The organism is Plantactinospora sp. CA-294935, from assembly GCF_050936445.1.
Taxonomy (GTDB): Bacteria; Actinomycetota; Actinomycetes; order Mycobacteriales; family Micromonosporaceae; genus Plantactinospora.
On sequence record NZ_JBNJMU010000001.1, the window covers coordinates 1,652,121 to 1,669,309 of the forward strand.

The window sequence follows — 17,189 nt, forward strand, 5'->3', positions numbered from 1 at the left end:
CGTCGAGCGGGGTCAGCGGAAGAAGGCCCGGAGCGCGGCGGCGCACTCGGCCTCCAGGACGCCGCCGTACACCTCGGGGCGGTGGTTGAGCCGCCGGTCGCGTACGACGTCCCAGAGCGAACCCACCGCACCGGTCTTCGGCTCCCAGGCGCCGAAGACGAGCGTGGAGATCCGGGCGAGTACCAGCGCACCGGCGCACATCGTGCACGGTTCCAGGGTCACCACCAGGGTGCAGCCGGTCAGCCGCCAGGCGCCGACGGCCCGGGCGGCCCGGCGCAGCGCCAGGACCTCGGCGTGTGCGGTGGGGTCTCCGGTCAGCTCACGCTCGTTGCGGGCGCTCGACAGCTCCGTACCGTCGGGACCGTAGACCACCGCTCCGACCGGGACGTCCCCGGCCAGCGCCTCGACGGCCGCCGCTGCCGCCCGGCCGGTCGTCGCAGGGGCCGGGCCGGGCGGGGCGCCGGAGACCTCGAGCGCCCGTCGCATCCACGCCTCGTGCCGGTGTCGACGCCCGGTCAGCGGCAGGTCGGGCAGGTCTGATTCGTCCGGAGGTCGACCCGTTGACCCGGTCACGCCTCGCGGAGTTCCTCGACCTCGTTGCCACAGCCGATGACCTGGCAGACCTCCGCCGTCACGTCGGCCGGCAGCATCCCCTCGTGCGCGCAGAGTGCGAGCAGGCGATGGGCCGAGATGCCGAGGTCGGCGAGGAGGTCGGCGTCGCCCACCGGGTCGGCGTCCGGATCGACGGCCGGTTCGTTCTCGTCGTCGCCATCGGTCGACCCGGCCACGCGCTCCACCGGCTCGACCACGTCGTCGATGCCGAGGGCCGGGGCCTTGATGTCGCCGACCAGCAGGGCACCGAGCCGCGACTCCTCGGCGAACGCCGAGTCCGAACCGAAGACCCGCAGGTCCTCGCCCTCGTCGAGACGCATGATCGCCAGGTAGGCGTCGTCGGACTCGACGAAGAGCAGGGAGATCTCGGCGTCCTGGTCGACGTCGCGGAGCAGGTCGGCGACCTCGTCGATGTCGGCCGCACCATTCAGGTCAACTTCTGTCGCGGTCCAGCCGGACGGGCGGCGCACCACCGCCGCAGCGAAGTACGACACGGTCCCCCCAATTACCCAGCGGCCCCCAGCCGCATCACGCCGACTGCACGGTGCCCAGCCGGCTCTCTGTCACGCGTGACGGTATCCGGTCGTATCCGGCAGAGCCCACGCAACGCCCCGAAGGAGGGACGGGGAATCGAAGTGGACGAGGCTGCCGGTCAGTTCGCCAGGCGGCGACGGGTGGCAATCAGTTCGCGCAGACGGTCGACGCGGGCACGTCGGGGATGTTCGCGCTCCCGCACCGACTTCGCCCCGGCGAGCTCGGCAAGGAGCTGCAACCGACGACGGCTGCGGTCAGGGTCGAGCCGATGCTCTGTCCAGGCCATACCGCCGAGGGTGCCGAGTCGCGCCCGATTCGTCAAGGCCGATAGCGGTGTGCAGCGATCGCCTCACTCAGCGCGGCTGTCCCGAACGATTCTCGGAGACTCCGGTGACGCGCCCGTACCGGCCCCGAGCTGCGGCGCGAGCCGTATGGATCATCCGGAACGGGACAGCGGGGTGGCGGGCGGCTACCACAACGGCCAGTCGGCGCTGCTGTACCAGCGGGTCGCGACGGCCACCGCGGCGATGGCCCAGCCCACCCCGGTGGCCAGGGCGATGCCCGCGCCGGCTCCCCGGTTGCCCCGCTCGGTCAACAGCAGCGCGACGAGCCAGGCCAGCCCGCCGGCCAGCAGCGTCCAGAGCACGTATCCGCGCAGGCCGTGTCCGAGCAGGCCGAAGGCGACCAACCAGGCGGCGGCCGAGGCGGCGCCCGCGGCGACGGCTCCGGGGCGTACCGGATGAGGTTCCCGGTAGGTCGGCTGGGCGTGCCCGGGTGGCGGGCTGGCCGGAAACAGGCCGGACGGGCTGTGCCCGAAGGGTCGGGGCTGCCAGACCGGCCGGGGCTCGACGGCGGGCGGCGGGGCGGGGTGCGGCATGCCGGGCCGGGCCGGCGTGCCGAACTGGAGCACCCCCGGCTGGGCCGACGTACCGGGCTGGCCGGGCTGGTGCAGCCCGGGGTGCGGTACGCCGGGCCGGGGTTGCAGAGCCGGCTGTTCCGCCATGACCCCGCTCCTTTCCACCCACACGTGCGCGCACACACCCCCGGGTACGCCACCCGATCCGGACGGTCCACCCGGTTCGCAGCCTACCCGGCGGAGGCCGGCGACCGACCGGATCGGGACGGGCCCGACCGCCGGGCCGGCAAGGTTCGAGCCGGTCTGCCACTATGGCCGGATGCCATGGGGAGGATCAGCGGGACGGGGGCGGCCCGGCCGGCGTCCGGGGTACCCGGTCGCCGTCCTGCTGGTGACGCTTACGGCGCTCGCCGCCGGCTGTGCCGACACACGGCAGCCGACCGGCGCACCGGCCTTCGAGCCGATGGACGGCCCGGCCACGAGCGCGGCCGCCGACGGTACGCCAACCGCCGCGCCGACGCCGACCATCAGCGCGAAGCCGAGCAGCTCGCCGTCGAAGAAGCCCGGCACTCCGCCGCCGACGACCAGCGGCAGCCACACATACGCCTTCCCGGTGCGGACGAGCAACGTCGCCTACCACCCGACCCACTCGGTGTACCCGGCCACCGACATCTTCGCCAACTGCGGCTCGCCGGTGGTCGCCGTCACGGACGGCCGGATCCTTGAGGTGAGCCGGGTCGACCGGTACAGCAAGAGCGGGCCGCAGGGGCCCAACAACGGCGGCAAGGCGGTCTCGCTGCTCGGTGACGACGGGGTCCGCTACTACGGCTCGCACCTGACCAACGTCAGCGGCGGGATCGAGGCGGGCGTCCGGGTGCGTGCCGGCCAGCAGGTCGGCACGGTCGGCCGGACCGGCAACGCCAACAACGTCTGCCACCTGCACTTCGGCATCTCGCCGCCCTGTGAGAAGACCGCCGACTGGTGGATCCGGCGCGGCGTGGTCTGGCCGGCGTCGTTCCTGGACGCCTGGCGCAAGAAGCGGAACACCTCACCGGCCGCCAAGGTCAGGGATTGGCGCGCCGACAACGGCTGCCCGAAGGCGCCGTAGCCCCGGCCGGTGTGCGAGAGTTCCGGTCGTGGACGTCGCGGTGATCGGGCTCGGTCTCATCGGCGGCTCGGTGCTGCGGGCACTGGCCTCGACCGGTCATGCGGTGCTCGGCTACGACGCCGACCCCGCGACCCGGGCCACCGCCCGGACCGCCGCCGCACAGGCGCCGCCGGCGGCGCGTTGGCAGGTCGCCCGGACCGTACGCGACGCGGTGGCCGGCGCCGACCTGGTGGTGATCGCCGTACCGCTGCCGGCGGTGGCCGGAGTACTCGACGAACTCTCCGGAGCCGGCTACACCGGACTGGTCACCGACGTCACCTCGGTCAAGGAGCCGGTACGCGTACTGGTCGACCGGCACCTGCGCGGCGGCGCCGACCGACGGGCCGGATTCGTCGGCGGCCACCCGATGGCCGGCCGGGAAACCTCCGGATTCGGTGCCGCCGATCCGGGCCTCTTCACCGGCTGCGCCTGGGTGCTCTGCCTCGAACCGGGGGCGACCTCGGTGGCCGACTGGCTGGAGCTGGCGGCCCTGCTGACCGGCATCGGCGCCCGGGTGGTGCCGGCGGTCGCCGCCGAACACGACCGGGCGGTCGCCGCGGTCAGTCACGTACCGCATCTGCTGGCCACCGCGATCGCGGCGGTCGCCGCCGACGACCCGCTGGCCGGGACCCTGGCCGCCGGCTCGTTCCGGGACGGCACCCGGGTCGCGGCGACCCGGCCGGACCTGGTCGCCGCGATGTGCGGCGGCAACGCGGCAGCGGTCGGCCCGGCGCTGGACGCGGTACTGCGGGAGCTGGACGGCGCCCGCACGGCGGTTGGCTCGGCGGACCCGATCGGTGCGCTGCGGCGCTGGCTGACGCCCGGCTCGGCGGCCCGGCTGGCCTGGCCGCCCCGGCCGGGCGGCGCGGTGGAGCTGCCGGCCCGGCCCGACGCGCTGCTCCGGCTCGGCCGAGCGGGTGGCTGGGTGACCCGGGTCGCCGAGGACCGGCGTACGGTCACCGCGGTCAGACCCGCTCTCCCCGATCCAGCCTGATCACCCGCCGCTCGGTGACGATCGCCGTGACCAGCTCGTAGGGGGTCACGTCGAAGGCCGGGTTGACCGCGTCGACACCGTCCACTCTGGCCGGTCGGCCGTCGCCGGCCGGCGTCCGGCCGTACGACAGCACCTCGTCGGCACCCCGGTCCTCGATCTCGACCCGCGCACCGTCGGCCGTGTCGGGGTCGACCGTCGACTCCGGCGCGACGACCACGAACGGGATGCCGGCCCGGCGGGCACCGAGCGCGTGCGCGTACGTGCCGATCTTGTTGATCACGTCGCCGTTGGCGCAGATCCGGTCGGCGCCCAGCACCACCCCGTCGACCTCGCCCCGGGCCATCAGGAACGGGCCGGCCCCGTCCACCGCGACCCGGTACGGCACCCCGGCCCGACCCAGCTCCCAGGCGGTCAGCCGGGCCCCCTGCAACAGCGGTCGGGTCTCGCTGGCCAGTACCGCGCCGAGCGCGTCCCGCCGGTGCAGTTCCAGCACCGCCCCGAGGGCGGTACCGCCGACCACCGCCGCCAGCGCGCCGGTGTTGCAGTGCGTGAGCAGCCGGGGCCGGGCCCCGCAGAGTTCGGCCAGCAGGTCGGCGCCGAGGCGGGCCATCGCGGCCGACGCGGCGATCTCCTCGTCCCGCACCGCCAGCGCCTCGGCGAGGACCGCGTCGGCGCCCTCCGGCAGCCGGGCGGCGGCCCGGCGTACGCCCCGGGCCAGGTTCACCGCCGTCGGCCGGGCGGTCTCCAGCCGGCGTACGGCGGCCGGCACGTCACCCGGCTGCGCTACGGCGAGCGCGACTCCGAGCGCACCGGCCACCCCGAGCGCCGGGGCGCCGCGTACGGCGAGCCGCTGGATCGCCGCGACCAGGTCGTCGACGGTACTCACCCGGAGTACGGTCAGCCGACCCGGCAGGGCGGTCTGGTCGATCAGTTCGACGGCACCGTCAACCCAGTCGATCGTGCGCATGAGCGCCAGGGTACGGCGGCACTACCGGGGCCGGCGAGCCGGTGAGTGTGCCGGCCCACCGGCCGGGAGGGGTCAGCGCTCGTCGAACGACTTCAGCGCCTCCAGCAGGGTGTCCCGACTGTTCTTCTCCAGCAGTTCGCTGCTCCACGCCTCCTGCAACGCCAGCCGGCGGCCGTCGTGCAGCACGAGTTCGGCCTTCAGTGGCACCTGCTTGCGGATCGTGGCACCGGCGACCTCCTCGAACGGCAGGAACTGGTGCCGACCGGCCAGCTCGGCGACCGGGGCGGAGCTGACCAGTTCCCGCAGCCGCTGCGTACCCTTGTCGGCCTTGCCCGGGTTGCCGACGAAGACCAGCCCGCGGTTGAGCATCAGCACGTCGTGGTCGACGCCGTCGATTTTGATGTTGGCGAGCGCGGCGAGCAGCCGGGCACCGTTCGCGGTGGCCCGGCGCTGCACCACCCGGCCGTGCGCCGGATCGATGCCGAGCGCGGTCAGCCGGGCGACCGCCTCGGGCAGGGTCTGCGCCGAGATAGCCAGCTCGGCGATCCCGGCGAACGAGATCGGCCGGCCGTCCCGCCCGACCAGCTCGGCCGGCCCGGACCACGAATGCCGCCACCAGGCCGCCTGTGCGCTCACCGCCGCGCTCTGCAACAGCGTCTCCATCGGCTCGGCGAACTTGCGGGCCGCCTCCCGCCGGGTGGCGTCCGGGAAGAACTGCTCCGCGAACTCGCCGAGCCGGCCCGCCTGCACCACCTGGAACAGCACCGGCAGCCCCGGCTCGGGCGCCCCGGTGAACCGGCCGAGCGCCCGGAAGACGGCGTCGGTCTGCCGTTGCACGCCCGCCGCGACCATCGCGTGGGTGAACTGCGGCCAGGGCAGCACCTTGCGGTCGCCGACCTCGACCATCCGGTCCTGAAGCCGGCGGCCGAGCGCGACGATGTCCGGGAGCAGCACGTACCCGGGCCGGTTGTCGGCCGGCCGGGGTACGTCGGGGGCGGTGGCGATCACCGAGATCCGCTCCGGGATCGGCGGGTGGGTGTCCCAGCGCGACCCGGTGCCGTCCGGCTCGTTGCCGCGCAGCTCCGCCAGTTCGGCCTGGCGGGCGGCGACCAGGGCGTAGAAGCCGCCGAAGAGGTCGTCCGGGACGAACCCGGCCTCCCAGCCGGGGTGGACGTACCGCTGGAAGAAGAAGCCCCAGGCGGCGTCGAGCACCGGCAGCTCACGCAGCGCGGACGCGGCGGCGGCCCGGCCGGCGACCTGCACGGAGGCCTGGTCCGCCTCCAGTTCCTGGCGTCGCGAGGCAGCGTTGTCGACCAGCAGATAGAGCCGGGCGTAGCCCCTGAACACCCAGCCGACCGGGTTGCGGGGGCCGATCCGGCTGATGGTGCCGCCGAGGGCCAACCGGCCCCGGTACGCCACCGCGCCGAGCCGGGTGTGCCGGCCCGAGTAGTGCCCCAGCTCGTGGGCGAGTACCGAGCGGATCTGGTCGACGCTCATCGCCTGGAGCAGCGGGAGTCCGATGTAGAGGATGCGCCGGCCGCTGACCAGACCGAGCAGTTTGGCGTCCTCGGTCACCGCGGCGTTGACCTCGGGCAGCAGCCGGATCTCGTCCGGCACCCGGGTACCGACCACGCCCGCCAGTTCGTGCACCGTACGCCACAGTTCGGGAGCCTGGTCGGGGCCGACCGGTTGCCCTTCCGGCGGCTCCGGCCTGGCCCGGATGGCCTTCCAGAGCGCGACCGAGACCGCACCGACCGTGGCCACGAAGAGCGGAAACACGAGCTTCAGTGCGATCGCGCCACTGAGTACCGTACTGAGCCAGATGGCCAGGGCCACCGCGCCGCCCAACTGGACGAGCGCGACGACGTAGAACCCGGCGAGCATCACCACCGACGCCATCGCGCGGAAAGTGGCGACCACGATTTGTCCTCCCCCGTGACGTACGTCCGCCAACCGCTGGTGCGGAGCGGCGGACGGACATTACGACGAGGCACCGACACCGGCAACCCCGTTCGGGTGGCAACGACCGGCCAGGACCGGCCGCCGAGTTCCCACGCCGGTGCCGACCGCTGACTAACCTGGTCACGCACGACCGGGTGGACCTGGTCGACGATGACCGGGCAGCGTGGTCAGGGAGGACCGGGCAGCGTGGTCCGGGAGGGACCGGTCAAGCCTGCTCTGGGGTGAGCGGGCAGCCTGGTCTGGGACGAGCGGGTGGAGCGGGGAGGCGACGTGACCGAGCGGACCGAGGAGACGGCATGACCGGGCGGGACCCGCTGGCCGACCTGCGTCGGATCGCCTTCTTGCTGGAACGGGCGAACGAGGCCAGCTTCCGGGTCAAGGCGTTCCGGTCGGCCGCCAAGACCCTCGCCGAGCTGCCCGCCGAGGAGCTGGCGACCCGGGCCGAGGCCGGCACCCTGACCGAACTCTCCGGGGTCGGCGACGTGACCGCGCGGACCGTCACCGAGTCGCTGCGCGGCGAGGAACCGGTCTATCTGCGCCGGTTGCTGGCCACCGAGGGCCTCGACCTGGACGAGGAGGCCGCCGCGCTGCGGGCGGCGCTGCGCGGCGACTGCCACACCCACTCCGACTGGTCGGACGGGGGTTCGCCGATCGAGGAGATGGCGCTCGCCGCCGTCGAGCTGGGGCACGAATACCTGGTACTGACCGACCACTCGCCCCGGCTGACCGTGGCCCGCGGACTGACCGCCGCCCGGCTGCGCAGACAACTCGACTACGTCGCCGCGGTCAACGACGCGCTGCCGGAGGGCTTCCGGATCCTCACCGGCATCGAGGTCGACATCCTCGACGACGGCTCGCTGGACCAGGAGGAGGAGCTGCTGGCCCGGCTGGACGTGGTGGTCGGCTCGGTGCACAGCAACCTGCGGGACCCGAAGGCCCGGATGACCAGGCGGATGCTGGCGGCGATCGCCAACCCGCACCTGGACATCCTCGGGCACTGCACCGGGCGGATGGTCGCCGCCCGGCCGCCCGGGGTGACCGGTCCCGGCGACCGGGGACACCGGGCGCGTACCCGGCCGCCGAGCGACTTCGACGCCGACGCTGTCTTCGCCGCCTGCGCCGAGTACGACAAGGCCGTCGAGATCAACTCTCGCCCGGAGCGGCAGGACCCGCCGAAGCGGCTGATCCGGCTGGCCGTGGAGGCGGGCTGCCGGTTCGCCATCGACACCGACGCGCACGCACCGGGTCAGCTCGACTGGCAGCGGTTCGGCTGTGAGCGGGCCGCCCGGTGCGGCGTACCGGCGGACCGGGTCGTCAACACCTGGTCCGCCGACGCGCTGCTCGACTGGACCGGCTCACACCCGGGCTGACGGGGTCAGCTCCGGCGGCATGCCGGCTGGTACGGCGGGGCGGCGCCGCCGGCTGAACAGCCCCTGCGAGACCGCCACCCCGGCCAGCACGATCGCCGCGCCGACCGGCTGGTACCAGGCCAGGTGCTCGCCCAGCGCGAGCACCCCGATCAGCACCGCGAAGACCGGGATCACGTAGGTGACCGTCGACGCCGTGCTCGCGCCGGCCACCCGGATGTTGCGCAGGTTGATCACGAAGGCCAGGCCGGTGCCGAGCGCGCCCAGCGCCAGCACGCTGGCGATCACCTCGCCGGAGAGGCTGGTCGGTGCCGGCGGGGCACCGGCGATCAGCGGAGCGGCGATCGTGAGCTGCGCCGTCGCCATCAGCAACTGCGCCGCCGAGAGTGACAGGCCGGACTCGGTCCGACCCGCGACGAACCTCTTCTGGTACGGGATGGCCACGCCGTAACACGCCGCCGCAGCGAAACAGAGCAGTTGGCCGGTGAAGTGCGCACCGCCGAGGCCCTGCCAGACGCCCAGCACCACCAGCACCCCGACGAAGCCCAGCCCGAGCCCCACCCCCCGGCGTACGGTCATCCGCTCGGTCCGGAACACCAGCACCGCCAGCGGGAGCACCACCAGTGGGGTGGTCGCGTTCCAGATGCCGGCGAGCATCGAGGAGACCCGCTGCTCGCCGTAGCCGAAGAGGGTGAACGGCAGGGCGACGCCGATCGCCGAGTAGAGCGCGGTGTGCAGCCACAGCATCGGGTCCCGGGGCAGCCGGTCGCGGAGCACCGCCAGCACGATCAGCAGGGTGACCGCTCCCGCGCCGACCCGGCCGAGGGTGACGTAGACCGGGTGCATCTCCCGGATGCCGACCTTGATGAAGAGGAAGCTCGATCCCCAGATCGCGCCGAGGGCGAAAAAGCCCGGCAACCACGACTTGAGGGCGGACTTGTCAGGAGTGGTAGCGGCAGTCACCCCTGACACTCTGGGCCAGGAGTACGACATTGTCTCGCGATTTCCGGACCTCGTGGCGGGCGCCACACACCGCACGGTCGGGTTGGTACCGTCGACTACGTCGAGGAGGTGACCCATGGCCATGCCGGCACAGTTCGATCCGCTGGTGGACTTCGACGGCATGTGGACAACCCAGCTCGCCGACCGCTATCTTCCGCTGCCGGAACTGCCTACCGCACGTTACGAGTGCATCAACGGAAGGTTAGTGATGACCCCGGCAGAGACGATGTCCAACACGTTCGGGGAGATGACGCTGGCGCGTCTGCTCGCCCCCGCTGCCCAGGCTGCGGGGCTCTACGTCTGCGGCCCGGTCAACCTCACGTTCGAGTTGCGGCAGTGGATCCAGCCCGACGTCACGATCTTGCATGCGCTGCCGGAGACCGACGAAGAGGACAAGTGGGTGCCGGTCCGGCTCTGCACCATGGCGGTCGAGTTTGTGTCGCACGGCAGCCGGAAGCAGGACTTCGTCGACAAGCCGAAGCGGTGTGCCGAGGGTGGAGTGCCGTACTTCATGCGGGTGGAGATCGTACGCCGGCTCCGGCACGCCTCCGTCGAGTTCTTCACCCTCGCGGACGGCGGATACCAGCGCACCGCCGAGGCGGTGTGCGGGCAGCGGCTCCGGGCGAGTGAGCCCTTCGAGATCGACTTCGATCCACGCGAACTTCTGCCCTGACCGGGGCGACCCGCGCGGCCGCCGACCGCCGTACGCCCCGACGCGGATGAGTCGCGTCGGGCCGATCACGTAGGGTCGTGGCGTGGGACGAATCAACGAGTTGGCCGACCGCTACGTCGACGAGTGGGCCCGGCTCAATCCGATCGGCGCGACGTTCGTCGGCATCGGGGGGTACGACGACCAGCTCGGTGACCTCTCGCCGGATGGCTTCGCGGCGCAGGCCGAGCTGACCCGGCGTACGCTCACCGCCCTCGGCTCGACCGAGCCGGACTCCGAGGCGGAGCGGACCGCCAAGGAGGCGATGCAGGAGCGGCTGGGCCTGGAACTCGCCCGGTACGAGGCGGGCGAGACGGCCAGCGAACTGAACGTCATCGCCAGCGGACTGCACGAACTCCGGCAGGTCTTCGACCTGATGCCGACCGAGGGTGCCGAGGCGGTCGGCAACATCGCCGCCCGGCTGGGCCAGTTCGCCGGAGCGCTCGACGCATACAAGACGACGCTGCGTACCGCCGCCGGTGCCGGGCACGTCAGCTCCCGGGCGCAGATCGTCGAGGTCGCCAAGCAGTGCGACATCTGGACCGACCCGGACGGCGACAACTTCTTCCACTCCCTGGTCGAGCGGCTCCCCGCCGATCCGGCGCTCGCCGCCGAGCTGCGCCGGGGCGCGGCCGCGGCCACCGCCGCCACCGCCGAGTTCGGGCACTTCCTGCGGGACGAACTCGCCCCGCTGGGCCGGGCCAAGCAGGCCGCCGGCCGGGACCGGTACGAACTCGCCTCGCAGTACTTCCTCGGCGCCCGCGTCGACCTGGCGGAGACGTACGCCTGGGGGTTCGAGGAGCTGGCCCGGCTGGAGGCCGAGATGCGCGCGGTGGCCGCGCAGATCGCCGGCCCGGGCGCCAGCGTCGACGCGGCGGTGACCGCGCTGGACGCCGACCCGGCCCGGCGGATCCAGGGCAAGGAGGCGTTCCGGGACTGGATGCAGGCGCTGGCCGACAAGGCGATCGCCGAGCTGCACGGCACCCACTTCGACATCCCCGAGCAGGTCCGCCGGATCGAGTGCTGCCTCGCGCCGACCAGCGACGGCGGGATCTACTACACCGGCCCGAGCGAGGACTTCTCCCGGCCGGGCCGGATGTGGTGGGCGGTGCCGCAGGGCATCACCGAGTTCTCCACCTGGCGCGAGGTGACCACGGTCTTCCACGAGGGCGTACCCGGGCACCACCTCCAGGTGGCGCAGACCCAGGTCCGCGCCGACCTGCTCAACCGGTGGCAGCGGCTGCTCTGCTGGACCTCCGGGCACGGCGAGGGCTGGGCGCTCTACTCCGAGCGGCTGATGGACGAGCTGGGCTACCTCGCCGACCCCGGTGACAAGCTGGGCATGCTCGACGGGCAGGCGTTCCGGGCCGCCCGGGTGGTGGTGGACATCGGCATGCACCTGGAGCTGGAGATCCCCCGGGACAACCCGTTCGGCTTCCACCCCGGCGAGCGGTGGACCCCCGAGCTGGGCTGGGAGTTCATGCGGGCGCACTGCCGGGTGCCGGACGAGAACCTGCGGTTCGAGCTGAACCGCTATCTGGGCTGGCCGGGGCAGGCACCGTCGTACAAGGTCGGCGAGCGGATCTGGTTGCAGGCCCGGGAGGACGCGAAAGCGCGCAAGGGTGCCGACTTCGACCTGAAGGAGTTCCACCGGGCCGCGCTCGACCTGGGCTCCATCGGTCTGGACCCGCTCCGCGCCGCGCTGGCCCGCATCTAGATCATCGGGTACGACTACCAGATGAATTCGAGTTATTGATCAACAAGTGATCCACGACTGAATGATCCTTGGGTCCGGTTCTCGGGTTGTTGAATCTGATTGGTAGCGTGCCGCTGTCGAGTCGGCATCTACATCGACGGCTATAACCTCTATTACGGCGCTCGCGGTCTCTGTGGCCGTGGCACTCCAGGCTGGCGCTGGCTCGACATACGCGCGCTGGCGCATAAGATCTTGGCCGGCCGAAAGGACTGGCCAGGCGCCACCTTGGAACGGATCGTCTACTGCACTGCGGTGATCGATGCCGCCAGCAACCCGTCAGGCTTCAACGACCAGGACGTCTACCTGAAGGCACTGATCGCCGCGCACAGCGTCGACCACATCGAGTACGGGACCTATGTGGCGAGGGTTAAGCAGGCGCCGCTTGCGGTCAAGACGCCAAGCCGGAGCCGTCAGCCACAGATCCTGCATCCACAGTGGCCGATTATGGTTCAGGACTCCGAAGGTAATGCGATGCCAGATGCGGTCTTCATGGTGTCGTACGCCCATCGGGAGGAGAAGGGCTCGGACGTCAACGTTGCCTCCCACCTCCTGGTCGATGTCCTAACCAGGCAGGTCGATGCGGCAATCGTGATCTCGAATGACAGCGATCTCAGTTTTCCGTCTGGCCCCGCAACGCGACCCGCCCCGGACCAGGGGGAAGGCGGGGTGGTCCGGGGCGGGCCTGATCGGGTGGTGAGGCGGGTCAGTAACGCCGGGGCACCCAGTGCAGGAGTTGGCCGGCGATCAGTGCGGGGTGCGTGTCCGGGAGTTCTTCCAGGGCGCGGGCGAGGTGTGCGGCGAGGTACACCATCAGGCCCACCCGGTCGCCCTGGAAGCCGATCAGCAGGCAGAGCCGTGCCTGCGGGCAGGGCCAGGCGTCATCGCAGTCACGGCAGCGGTACGACGGGTGTGCCGGGACGTGGGCGCCGGTCCTGCGACGCCGCCGTGCGGCGAACCGGTACCACCGCTCCTGCGGCCCGATCACCGGTCACACCCGCTGGCACCGCTCGGCGCGATGCCGCTGCGTGAGGGTGTGGTTGTGGGCCCTGACGCCGGAGTGCCGATCCCATCCGGACCACTGGTTCGTCGGCCGGACCGTCGGTGGACGGGCATCCGGGCAGCGCCAGCGGAGCCCGCATCGGCAGTACCGCCACAGTCGTCGCCAGTCACGTCGGTGAATTCGCAGTGTTCGGTGAATACGCATCAGCCACCTCCTGAAGGTGAGCGGGGCGGGGCCGTATTGCTCCGCCGCGGCCCCCGCCCCTTATCCCCATGACGGAGGTGGACTGGAACCGGCCCAACCGGGCGCCATTCCCCGGCCATGTCGATGGGCCGCTCGGCAACTCCGTCGATTCCACCCTGGACCGTGAACGCACGGTGACGGAAGATAATTGGCGAGCAGTAACGCTGGATACTCCGGATCGCACTCAGCCACAGGAGAGCATTGAACGTGAGTAATCTTCCGGTGAAACTTCGAGAGCTACGGGCCGAGCGGGGCGTCACCCAGGACCAGGTTGCCGATGCCGTGCAGGTCAGCAAGTCGTTGATCGCGGCGTTCGAGACGAACCGGCTGGCCCCGCAGCAGGATACGGCGACAGCCCTGGATGCCTTCTTCGGCACCGGAGACGAGATCCAGAAACTGTCGACGGAGGCCAGAAAGAACCGCAAGCCCGGTCCGAGCTGGTTCCGGCCCTGGCGCGACGTGGAGGAGACGGCCGTGATCCTCCGCTATTTCCAGGCAACCCTGATTCCCGGCCTACTACAGACGGAGGCGTACGCGCGGGCGATCTTCGCCAGCACCGGCATGCTCTCGGACGACGAGGTCGCGGAACGGGTCGCCAACCGACTTGAGCGACAGAGCGCCATCCTCGACCGGGCCGACCGCCCCACCTTCGCCTTCATCATCGACGCCGCCGCGCTCCGGTGCGGCCCACCCGAAATTGCCAAGGACCAACTGCTGCACCTGGCAGACACCAGCGCCCGCTCGAACATCCTCGTCCACGTCGTACCGGACTCCGCCGGGTTGCATCCTGGCCGCAACGGGTCGTTCGCCTTGGCGAACATGGACACCGGCAGCGCGGTCGGCCTGCTCGACGACTTCTACGAAGGCCGGGTGATAGCAGAGCCGATGCGCGTGACCGGCCTGGAAAGAACGTGGCAGACTATAGCTGGCTTCGCCCTGCCATGTGACCAGTCAAGAGATCTGATCTCGAAGTTGGTGAATGACTATGACGACCCAGCCACCAAACTGGCGCAAGTCCAGCCGTAGCGGTCAGAACGGCGGCGACTGCGTGGAGGTCGCCGACAACCTTCCGGGCCGGGTCCTCGTTCGGGACAGCAAGGACCAGCAGGGACCGGTCCTGACCTTCACGCCTGAGAAGTGGCAGGCGTTCGTCAGCCTGGCGAGCCAGCAGCGCTGACGTTCACACGCTCAACCGAGGTCGTGCTCGGTCGGGCTGGTGTTGAGGACCCAGGCCAGCGGCATGCTCGCCCGTACCACGTAGTGTTCGCCGTCCAGGCGGTGCATGCTGACGGTCTGGGCCGGGTCCTGGTCGATCACCCAGTACTGCGGGATGCCGGCGGCCGCGTACTCGTTGCGCTTGGTCACCGTGTCCACACCCTCGGAGCCCGGCGAGACGATCTCCACCACGAGAAGGACGTCGTCCACCGGCAGCCAGACACCGTCGGCCTGCGCCTTGCTCCACACAACCAGATCGGGGATGCGCCCGCCGACGCCGTTCCGACCGGGGATGCGCAACCCGACCGCCTGCGCGATCCGGTCGGCCGGGATTCCGGCGTCGGCAAGCCACACAGTCAACCGAGTCGCGATGATCGCATGGGCATACCCCGGCGAAGGTGTGACCGACAGAAATCCCTCCGGGCCGACTTCGTACCGGTGGTGCTCGTCGGCGGCCATCATCGCCGTGAGGTCGTCGAGCGTCACGACCGCGGGCATGTGCCTGCCGACAGCCTTTGAGCTCATGCCCGCATCCTACCGGCGCAGGCCGGGCCGAGGCCCAGCCTGCGCTTCGGCTCGTTCGCCCGTCACCCCCGCTGCCGGGGTGCCCCGGCCGGTACGCCGCCCGGCTCCGCCACCATCGCCGGCTCCACGTCGGCGACCGGCTGGGAGAACTGCGCGTGGTAGAGCCGGTGGTACGCGCCCTGCGCGGCCAGCAGTTCGGCGTGGGTGCCCTGCTCGACGATCCGGCCGCTCTCCATCACCAGGATCAGGTCGGCGTCCCGGATGGTCGACAGCCGGTGCGCGATCACGAAACTGGTCCGGTCCGCCCGCAACGCCGCCATCGCCCGCTGGAGCAGCACCTCGGTACGGGTGTCCACCGAACTCGTCGCCTCGTCCAGGATCAGCAGCGACGGATTGGCCAGGAACGCCCGGGCGATGGTGATGAGCTGCTTCTCGCCCGCGCTGACGTTGTTGCCCTCCTCGTCGATGACCGTGTCGTAGCCGTCTGGCAGGCTGCGGACGAACCGGTCGACGAAGGTCGCCCGAGCCGCCGCGAGGATCTCCTCCTCGGTCGCCTCCGGGTTGCCGTACGCGATGTTGTCCCGGATCGTTCCGCCGAACAGCCAGGTGTCCTGGAGCACCATGCCGATCTCGCCGCGCAGGGTGTCCCGGCGCAGTTCGGTGAGGTCGACCCCGTCCAGGGTGATCCGTCCGGCGTCCAGCTCGTAGAAGCGCATCACCAGGTTGACCAGGGTGGTCTTGCCGGCCCCGGTCGGCCCGACGATCGCCACCGTGTGCCCCGGCTCGGCGACCAGCGACAGGTCGTCGATCAGCGGCTTGCCCGGCTCGTACCGGAACGAGACGTGCGCGAACTCGACCCGGCCGTGCCGCTCGGTCAGTCGGGCCGGCTCGGCCGGGTCGGGGCTCTGCTCGTCGGCGTCCAGGACGTCGAAGACCCGCTCCGCCGAGGCGACCCCGGACTGGAGCAGGTTCGCCATCGCCGCGACCTGGGTCAGCGGCTGGGTGAACTGCCGGGAGTACTGGATGAACGCCTGTACGTCGCCGAGGGTCATCGCCCCGGACGCGACCCGCAGCCCGCCGATCACCGCGATCAGCACGTAGCTCAGGTTTCCGATGAACATCATCGACGGCATGATGATGCCGGAGACGAACTGGGCGGCAAAGCTGGCCTTGAACAGTTCCTCGTTCTTCGCGCCGAAGGCCGCCTCGACCTCGCGCTGCCGGCCGAAGACCTTCACCAGCTCGTGCCCGGTGAACGCCTCCTCGATCTGGCCGTTCAGCGCGCCGGTGTGCGTCCACTGCGCGATGAACTGCTTCTGCGACCGCTTGGCGATCTGCTTGGTGACCAGTACCGACGCCGGTACCGCGATCAGCGCGACCACGGCCAGCAGCGGCGAGATCCAGAACATCACCCCCAGTACGCCGATCACGGTGAGCAGCGAGGTGAGCAACTGGCTGAGGGTCTGTTGCAGGGTCTGCGAGATGTTGTCGATGTCGTTGGTGACCCGGCTGAGCAGCTCACCCCGGGGCTGGCCGTCGAAGTAGGGCAGCGGCAGCCGGTTGAGCTTCGCCTCCACGTCCGACCGCAACTGCCGGATGGTGCTCTGCACCGCGCCGTTGAGGATGTAGCCCTGGAGCCAGCCGAGCAGGCTGGCGGCGAGGAAGAGCAGTACCGCCAGCAGCAGGATCCGGCCGAGCTGCTCGAAGTCGATGCCGACGCCGGGGATGACGTCCATCTTCAGCAGCAGCTCGGCGAAGCCGTCGTTGCCGGACGCCCGGGCACCCTCGGCAGCCTGCTCGGCGGTGGTGCCGGCCGGTAGCTGCTTGCCGATCAGTCCGGAGAAGATGACGTCGGTGGCGTACCCGAGGATCTTCGGCCCGGCCACCGACAGCCCGACGCTGACGATCGCCAGCAGGATCACCGCGATCAGCGACAGCCGGTGCGGCCCGAGCAGACCCAGCAGCCGCCGGGCCGACGGGCCGAAGTTCATCGACTTCTCGGCCGGCATGCCGGCGGTGGCCCATCCCGGACCGCCCCGGGCGGCACCGCCGCCCGGCAGCCGGGCCGGTGTGGCCCGGGCCGTCTTCTGGTTCATCGCCCCACCCTGGGTGTCGTGGTCCGCCGGACGGCCGTCGGCGCCGGCGCCCCGCCCGTGCTGCCCGGCGTTCCCGTTCCGCTCGGCGTTCCCGTCTCGCTCGGCGTTCGCGTTGTGCTCGGCGTTGCCGTTCCGCTCGGCGTTCGCGTTGTGCTCGGCGTTGCCGTTCCGCTCGGCGTTCCCGTTCCGCTCGCCGTTGCCGGG

General features: G+C 71.5%; 17 protein-coding genes. 7 read left to right on the forward strand and 10 right to left on the reverse strand.

What is annotated here, in order from left to right; translation table 11 throughout:
- Positions 1-12: 12 nt before the first annotated feature.
- From ACQEVC_RS07490 to ACQEVC_RS07505, 4 genes are all read right to left on the reverse strand, one after another.
- Positions 13-573, reverse strand: coding sequence for a nucleoside deaminase (locus tag ACQEVC_RS07490; protein ID WP_432874428.1), 561 nt, complete (start codon positions 571-573; stop codon positions 13-15).
- Positions 570-1,106 (reverse strand): tRNA adenosine deaminase-associated protein, encoded by a 537-nt coding sequence (locus ACQEVC_RS07495; RefSeq protein ID WP_432874430.1) that lies wholly within the window; start codon positions 1,104-1,106, stop codon positions 570-572. Before ACQEVC_RS07495 ends, ACQEVC_RS07490 begins: the two co-directional genes overlap by 4 nt.
- Positions 1,107-1,264: 158 nt before the next feature.
- Positions 1,265-1,432: a hypothetical protein gene (locus tag ACQEVC_RS07500; RefSeq protein ID WP_203857601.1), complete on the reverse strand. Its 168-nt coding sequence runs from the start codon at positions 1,430-1,432 to the stop codon at positions 1,265-1,267.
- Positions 1,433-1,615: 183 nt separating this feature from the next.
- Positions 1,616-2,149: a hypothetical protein gene (locus ACQEVC_RS07505; RefSeq protein ID WP_432874432.1), complete on the reverse strand. Its 534-nt coding sequence runs from the start codon at positions 2,147-2,149 to the stop codon at positions 1,616-1,618.
- 316 nt (positions 2,150-2,465) lie between these two features.
- Between ACQEVC_RS07505 and ACQEVC_RS07510 the strand changes: the two genes are divergently transcribed.
- Positions 2,466-3,110, forward strand: a complete 645-nt coding sequence (locus ACQEVC_RS07510) for a M23 family metallopeptidase (RefSeq protein WP_432891139.1) — start codon at positions 2,466-2,468, stop codon at positions 3,108-3,110.
- Positions 3,111-3,138: 28 nt separating this feature from the next.
- Positions 3,139-4,143, forward strand: a complete 1,005-nt coding sequence (locus ACQEVC_RS07515; protein WP_432874434.1) for a prephenate dehydrogenase — start codon at positions 3,139-3,141, stop codon at positions 4,141-4,143.
- Here the strand turns inward: ACQEVC_RS07515 and mtnA are convergent.
- Together mtnA and ACQEVC_RS07525 are read right to left on the reverse strand one after the other, a co-directional pair.
- Entirely contained in the window at positions 4,115-5,110 is a 996-nt protein-coding gene (mtnA, locus tag ACQEVC_RS07520; protein ID WP_432874435.1) for an S-methyl-5-thioribose-1-phosphate isomerase, read from the reverse strand. The two genes, ACQEVC_RS07515 and mtnA, sit on opposite strands and share 29 nt — an antisense overlap.
- Positions 5,111-5,182: 72 nt before the next feature.
- Complete coding sequence (locus ACQEVC_RS07525) at positions 5,183-7,030, reverse strand: M48 family metalloprotease (protein WP_432874437.1); 1,848 nt, start codon at positions 7,028-7,030, stop codon at positions 5,183-5,185.
- A gap of 338 nt (positions 7,031-7,368) precedes the next feature.
- Between ACQEVC_RS07525 and ACQEVC_RS07530 the strand changes: the two genes are divergently transcribed.
- Positions 7,369-8,442, forward strand: a complete 1,074-nt coding sequence (locus tag ACQEVC_RS07530; RefSeq protein ID WP_432874439.1) for a PHP domain-containing protein — start codon at positions 7,369-7,371, stop codon at positions 8,440-8,442.
- Here ACQEVC_RS07530 and ACQEVC_RS07535 read toward each other — a convergent pair.
- Entirely contained in the window at positions 8,428-9,432 is a 1,005-nt protein-coding gene (locus ACQEVC_RS07535; protein WP_432874441.1) for a DMT family transporter, read from the reverse strand. The genes ACQEVC_RS07530 and ACQEVC_RS07535 overlap by 15 nt on opposite strands.
- Positions 9,433-9,517: 85 nt before the next feature.
- Here ACQEVC_RS07535 and ACQEVC_RS07540 point away from each other — a divergent pair, with 85 nt between their 5' ends.
- Positions 9,518-10,114, forward strand: coding sequence for a Uma2 family endonuclease (locus ACQEVC_RS07540; protein ID WP_432874443.1), 597 nt, complete (start codon positions 9,518-9,520; stop codon positions 10,112-10,114).
- Positions 10,115-10,196: 82 nt separating this feature from the next.
- Positions 10,197-11,867 (forward strand): DUF885 domain-containing protein, encoded by a 1,671-nt coding sequence (locus tag ACQEVC_RS07545; protein WP_432874444.1) that lies wholly within the window; start codon positions 10,197-10,199, stop codon positions 11,865-11,867.
- 742 nt (positions 11,868-12,609) lie between these two features.
- Here the strand turns inward: ACQEVC_RS07545 and ACQEVC_RS07550 are convergent.
- Entirely contained in the window at positions 12,610-12,891 is a 282-nt protein-coding gene (locus ACQEVC_RS07550) for a flavin reductase (RefSeq protein WP_432874446.1), read from the reverse strand.
- Between the two features lie 480 nt (positions 12,892-13,371).
- On the opposite strand from ACQEVC_RS07550, the gene ACQEVC_RS07555 reads away from it, so the two are divergent.
- Positions 13,372-14,175 (forward strand): helix-turn-helix domain-containing protein, encoded by an 804-nt coding sequence (locus ACQEVC_RS07555; RefSeq protein ID WP_432891141.1) that lies wholly within the window; start codon positions 13,372-13,374, stop codon positions 14,173-14,175.
- Positions 14,135-14,326 (forward strand): DUF397 domain-containing protein, encoded by a 192-nt coding sequence (locus tag ACQEVC_RS07560; protein WP_432874448.1) that lies wholly within the window; start codon positions 14,135-14,137, stop codon positions 14,324-14,326. The genes ACQEVC_RS07555 and ACQEVC_RS07560 overlap by 41 nt, the downstream gene beginning before the upstream one ends.
- An 11-nt stretch (positions 14,327-14,337) precedes the next feature.
- Here ACQEVC_RS07560 and ACQEVC_RS07565 read toward each other — a convergent pair whose 3' ends face one another.
- The gene (locus tag ACQEVC_RS07565; RefSeq protein ID WP_432874449.1) at positions 14,338-14,889 is read right to left on the reverse strand and encodes a Uma2 family endonuclease; all 552 of its coding nucleotides are present in this window, start codon (positions 14,887-14,889) and stop codon (positions 14,338-14,340) included.
- A gap of 62 nt (positions 14,890-14,951) precedes the next feature.
- On the reverse strand, positions 14,952-16,985 hold the full coding sequence (locus tag ACQEVC_RS07570; RefSeq protein ID WP_432891144.1) for an ABC transporter ATP-binding protein: 2,034 nt from the start codon (positions 16,983-16,985) through the stop codon (positions 14,952-14,954).
- Positions 16,986-17,189: the final 204 nt, after the last annotated feature.

Excerpts from the sequence above, each read along its gene's own strand:
- ACQEVC_RS07500 (WP_203857601.1), bottom strand. The coding sequence starts at position 1,432 with ATGGCCTGGACAGAGCATCGGCTCGACCCTGACCGCAGCCGTCGTCGG.
- ACQEVC_RS07505 (WP_432874432.1), bottom strand. The coding sequence starts at position 2,149 with ATGGCGGAACAGCCGGCTCTGCAACCCCGGCCCGGCGTACCGCACCCC.
- ACQEVC_RS07510 (WP_432891139.1), top strand. The coding sequence starts at position 2,466 with ATGGACGGCCCGGCCACGAGCGCGGCCGCCGACGGTACGCCAACCGCC.
- mtnA (WP_432874435.1), bottom strand. The coding sequence starts at position 5,110 with ATGCGCACGATCGACTGGGTTGACGGTGCCGTCGAACTGATCGACCAG.
- ACQEVC_RS07530 (WP_432874439.1), top strand. The coding sequence starts at position 7,369 with ATGACCGGGCGGGACCCGCTGGCCGACCTGCGTCGGATCGCCTTCTTG.
- ACQEVC_RS07535 (WP_432874441.1), bottom strand. The coding sequence starts at position 9,432 with ATGTCGTACTCCTGGCCCAGAGTGTCAGGGGTGACTGCCGCTACCACT.
- ACQEVC_RS07540 (WP_432874443.1), top strand. The coding sequence starts at position 9,518 with ATGGCCATGCCGGCACAGTTCGATCCGCTGGTGGACTTCGACGGCATG.
- ACQEVC_RS07560 (WP_432874448.1), top strand. The coding sequence starts at position 14,135 with ATGACGACCCAGCCACCAAACTGGCGCAAGTCCAGCCGTAGCGGTCAG.
- ACQEVC_RS07565 (WP_432874449.1), bottom strand. The coding sequence starts at position 14,889 with ATGAGCTCAAAGGCTGTCGGCAGGCACATGCCCGCGGTCGTGACGCTC.
- ACQEVC_RS07570 (WP_432891144.1), bottom strand. The coding sequence starts at position 16,985 with ATGAACCAGAAGACGGCCCGGGCCACACCGGCCCGGCTGCCGGGCGGC.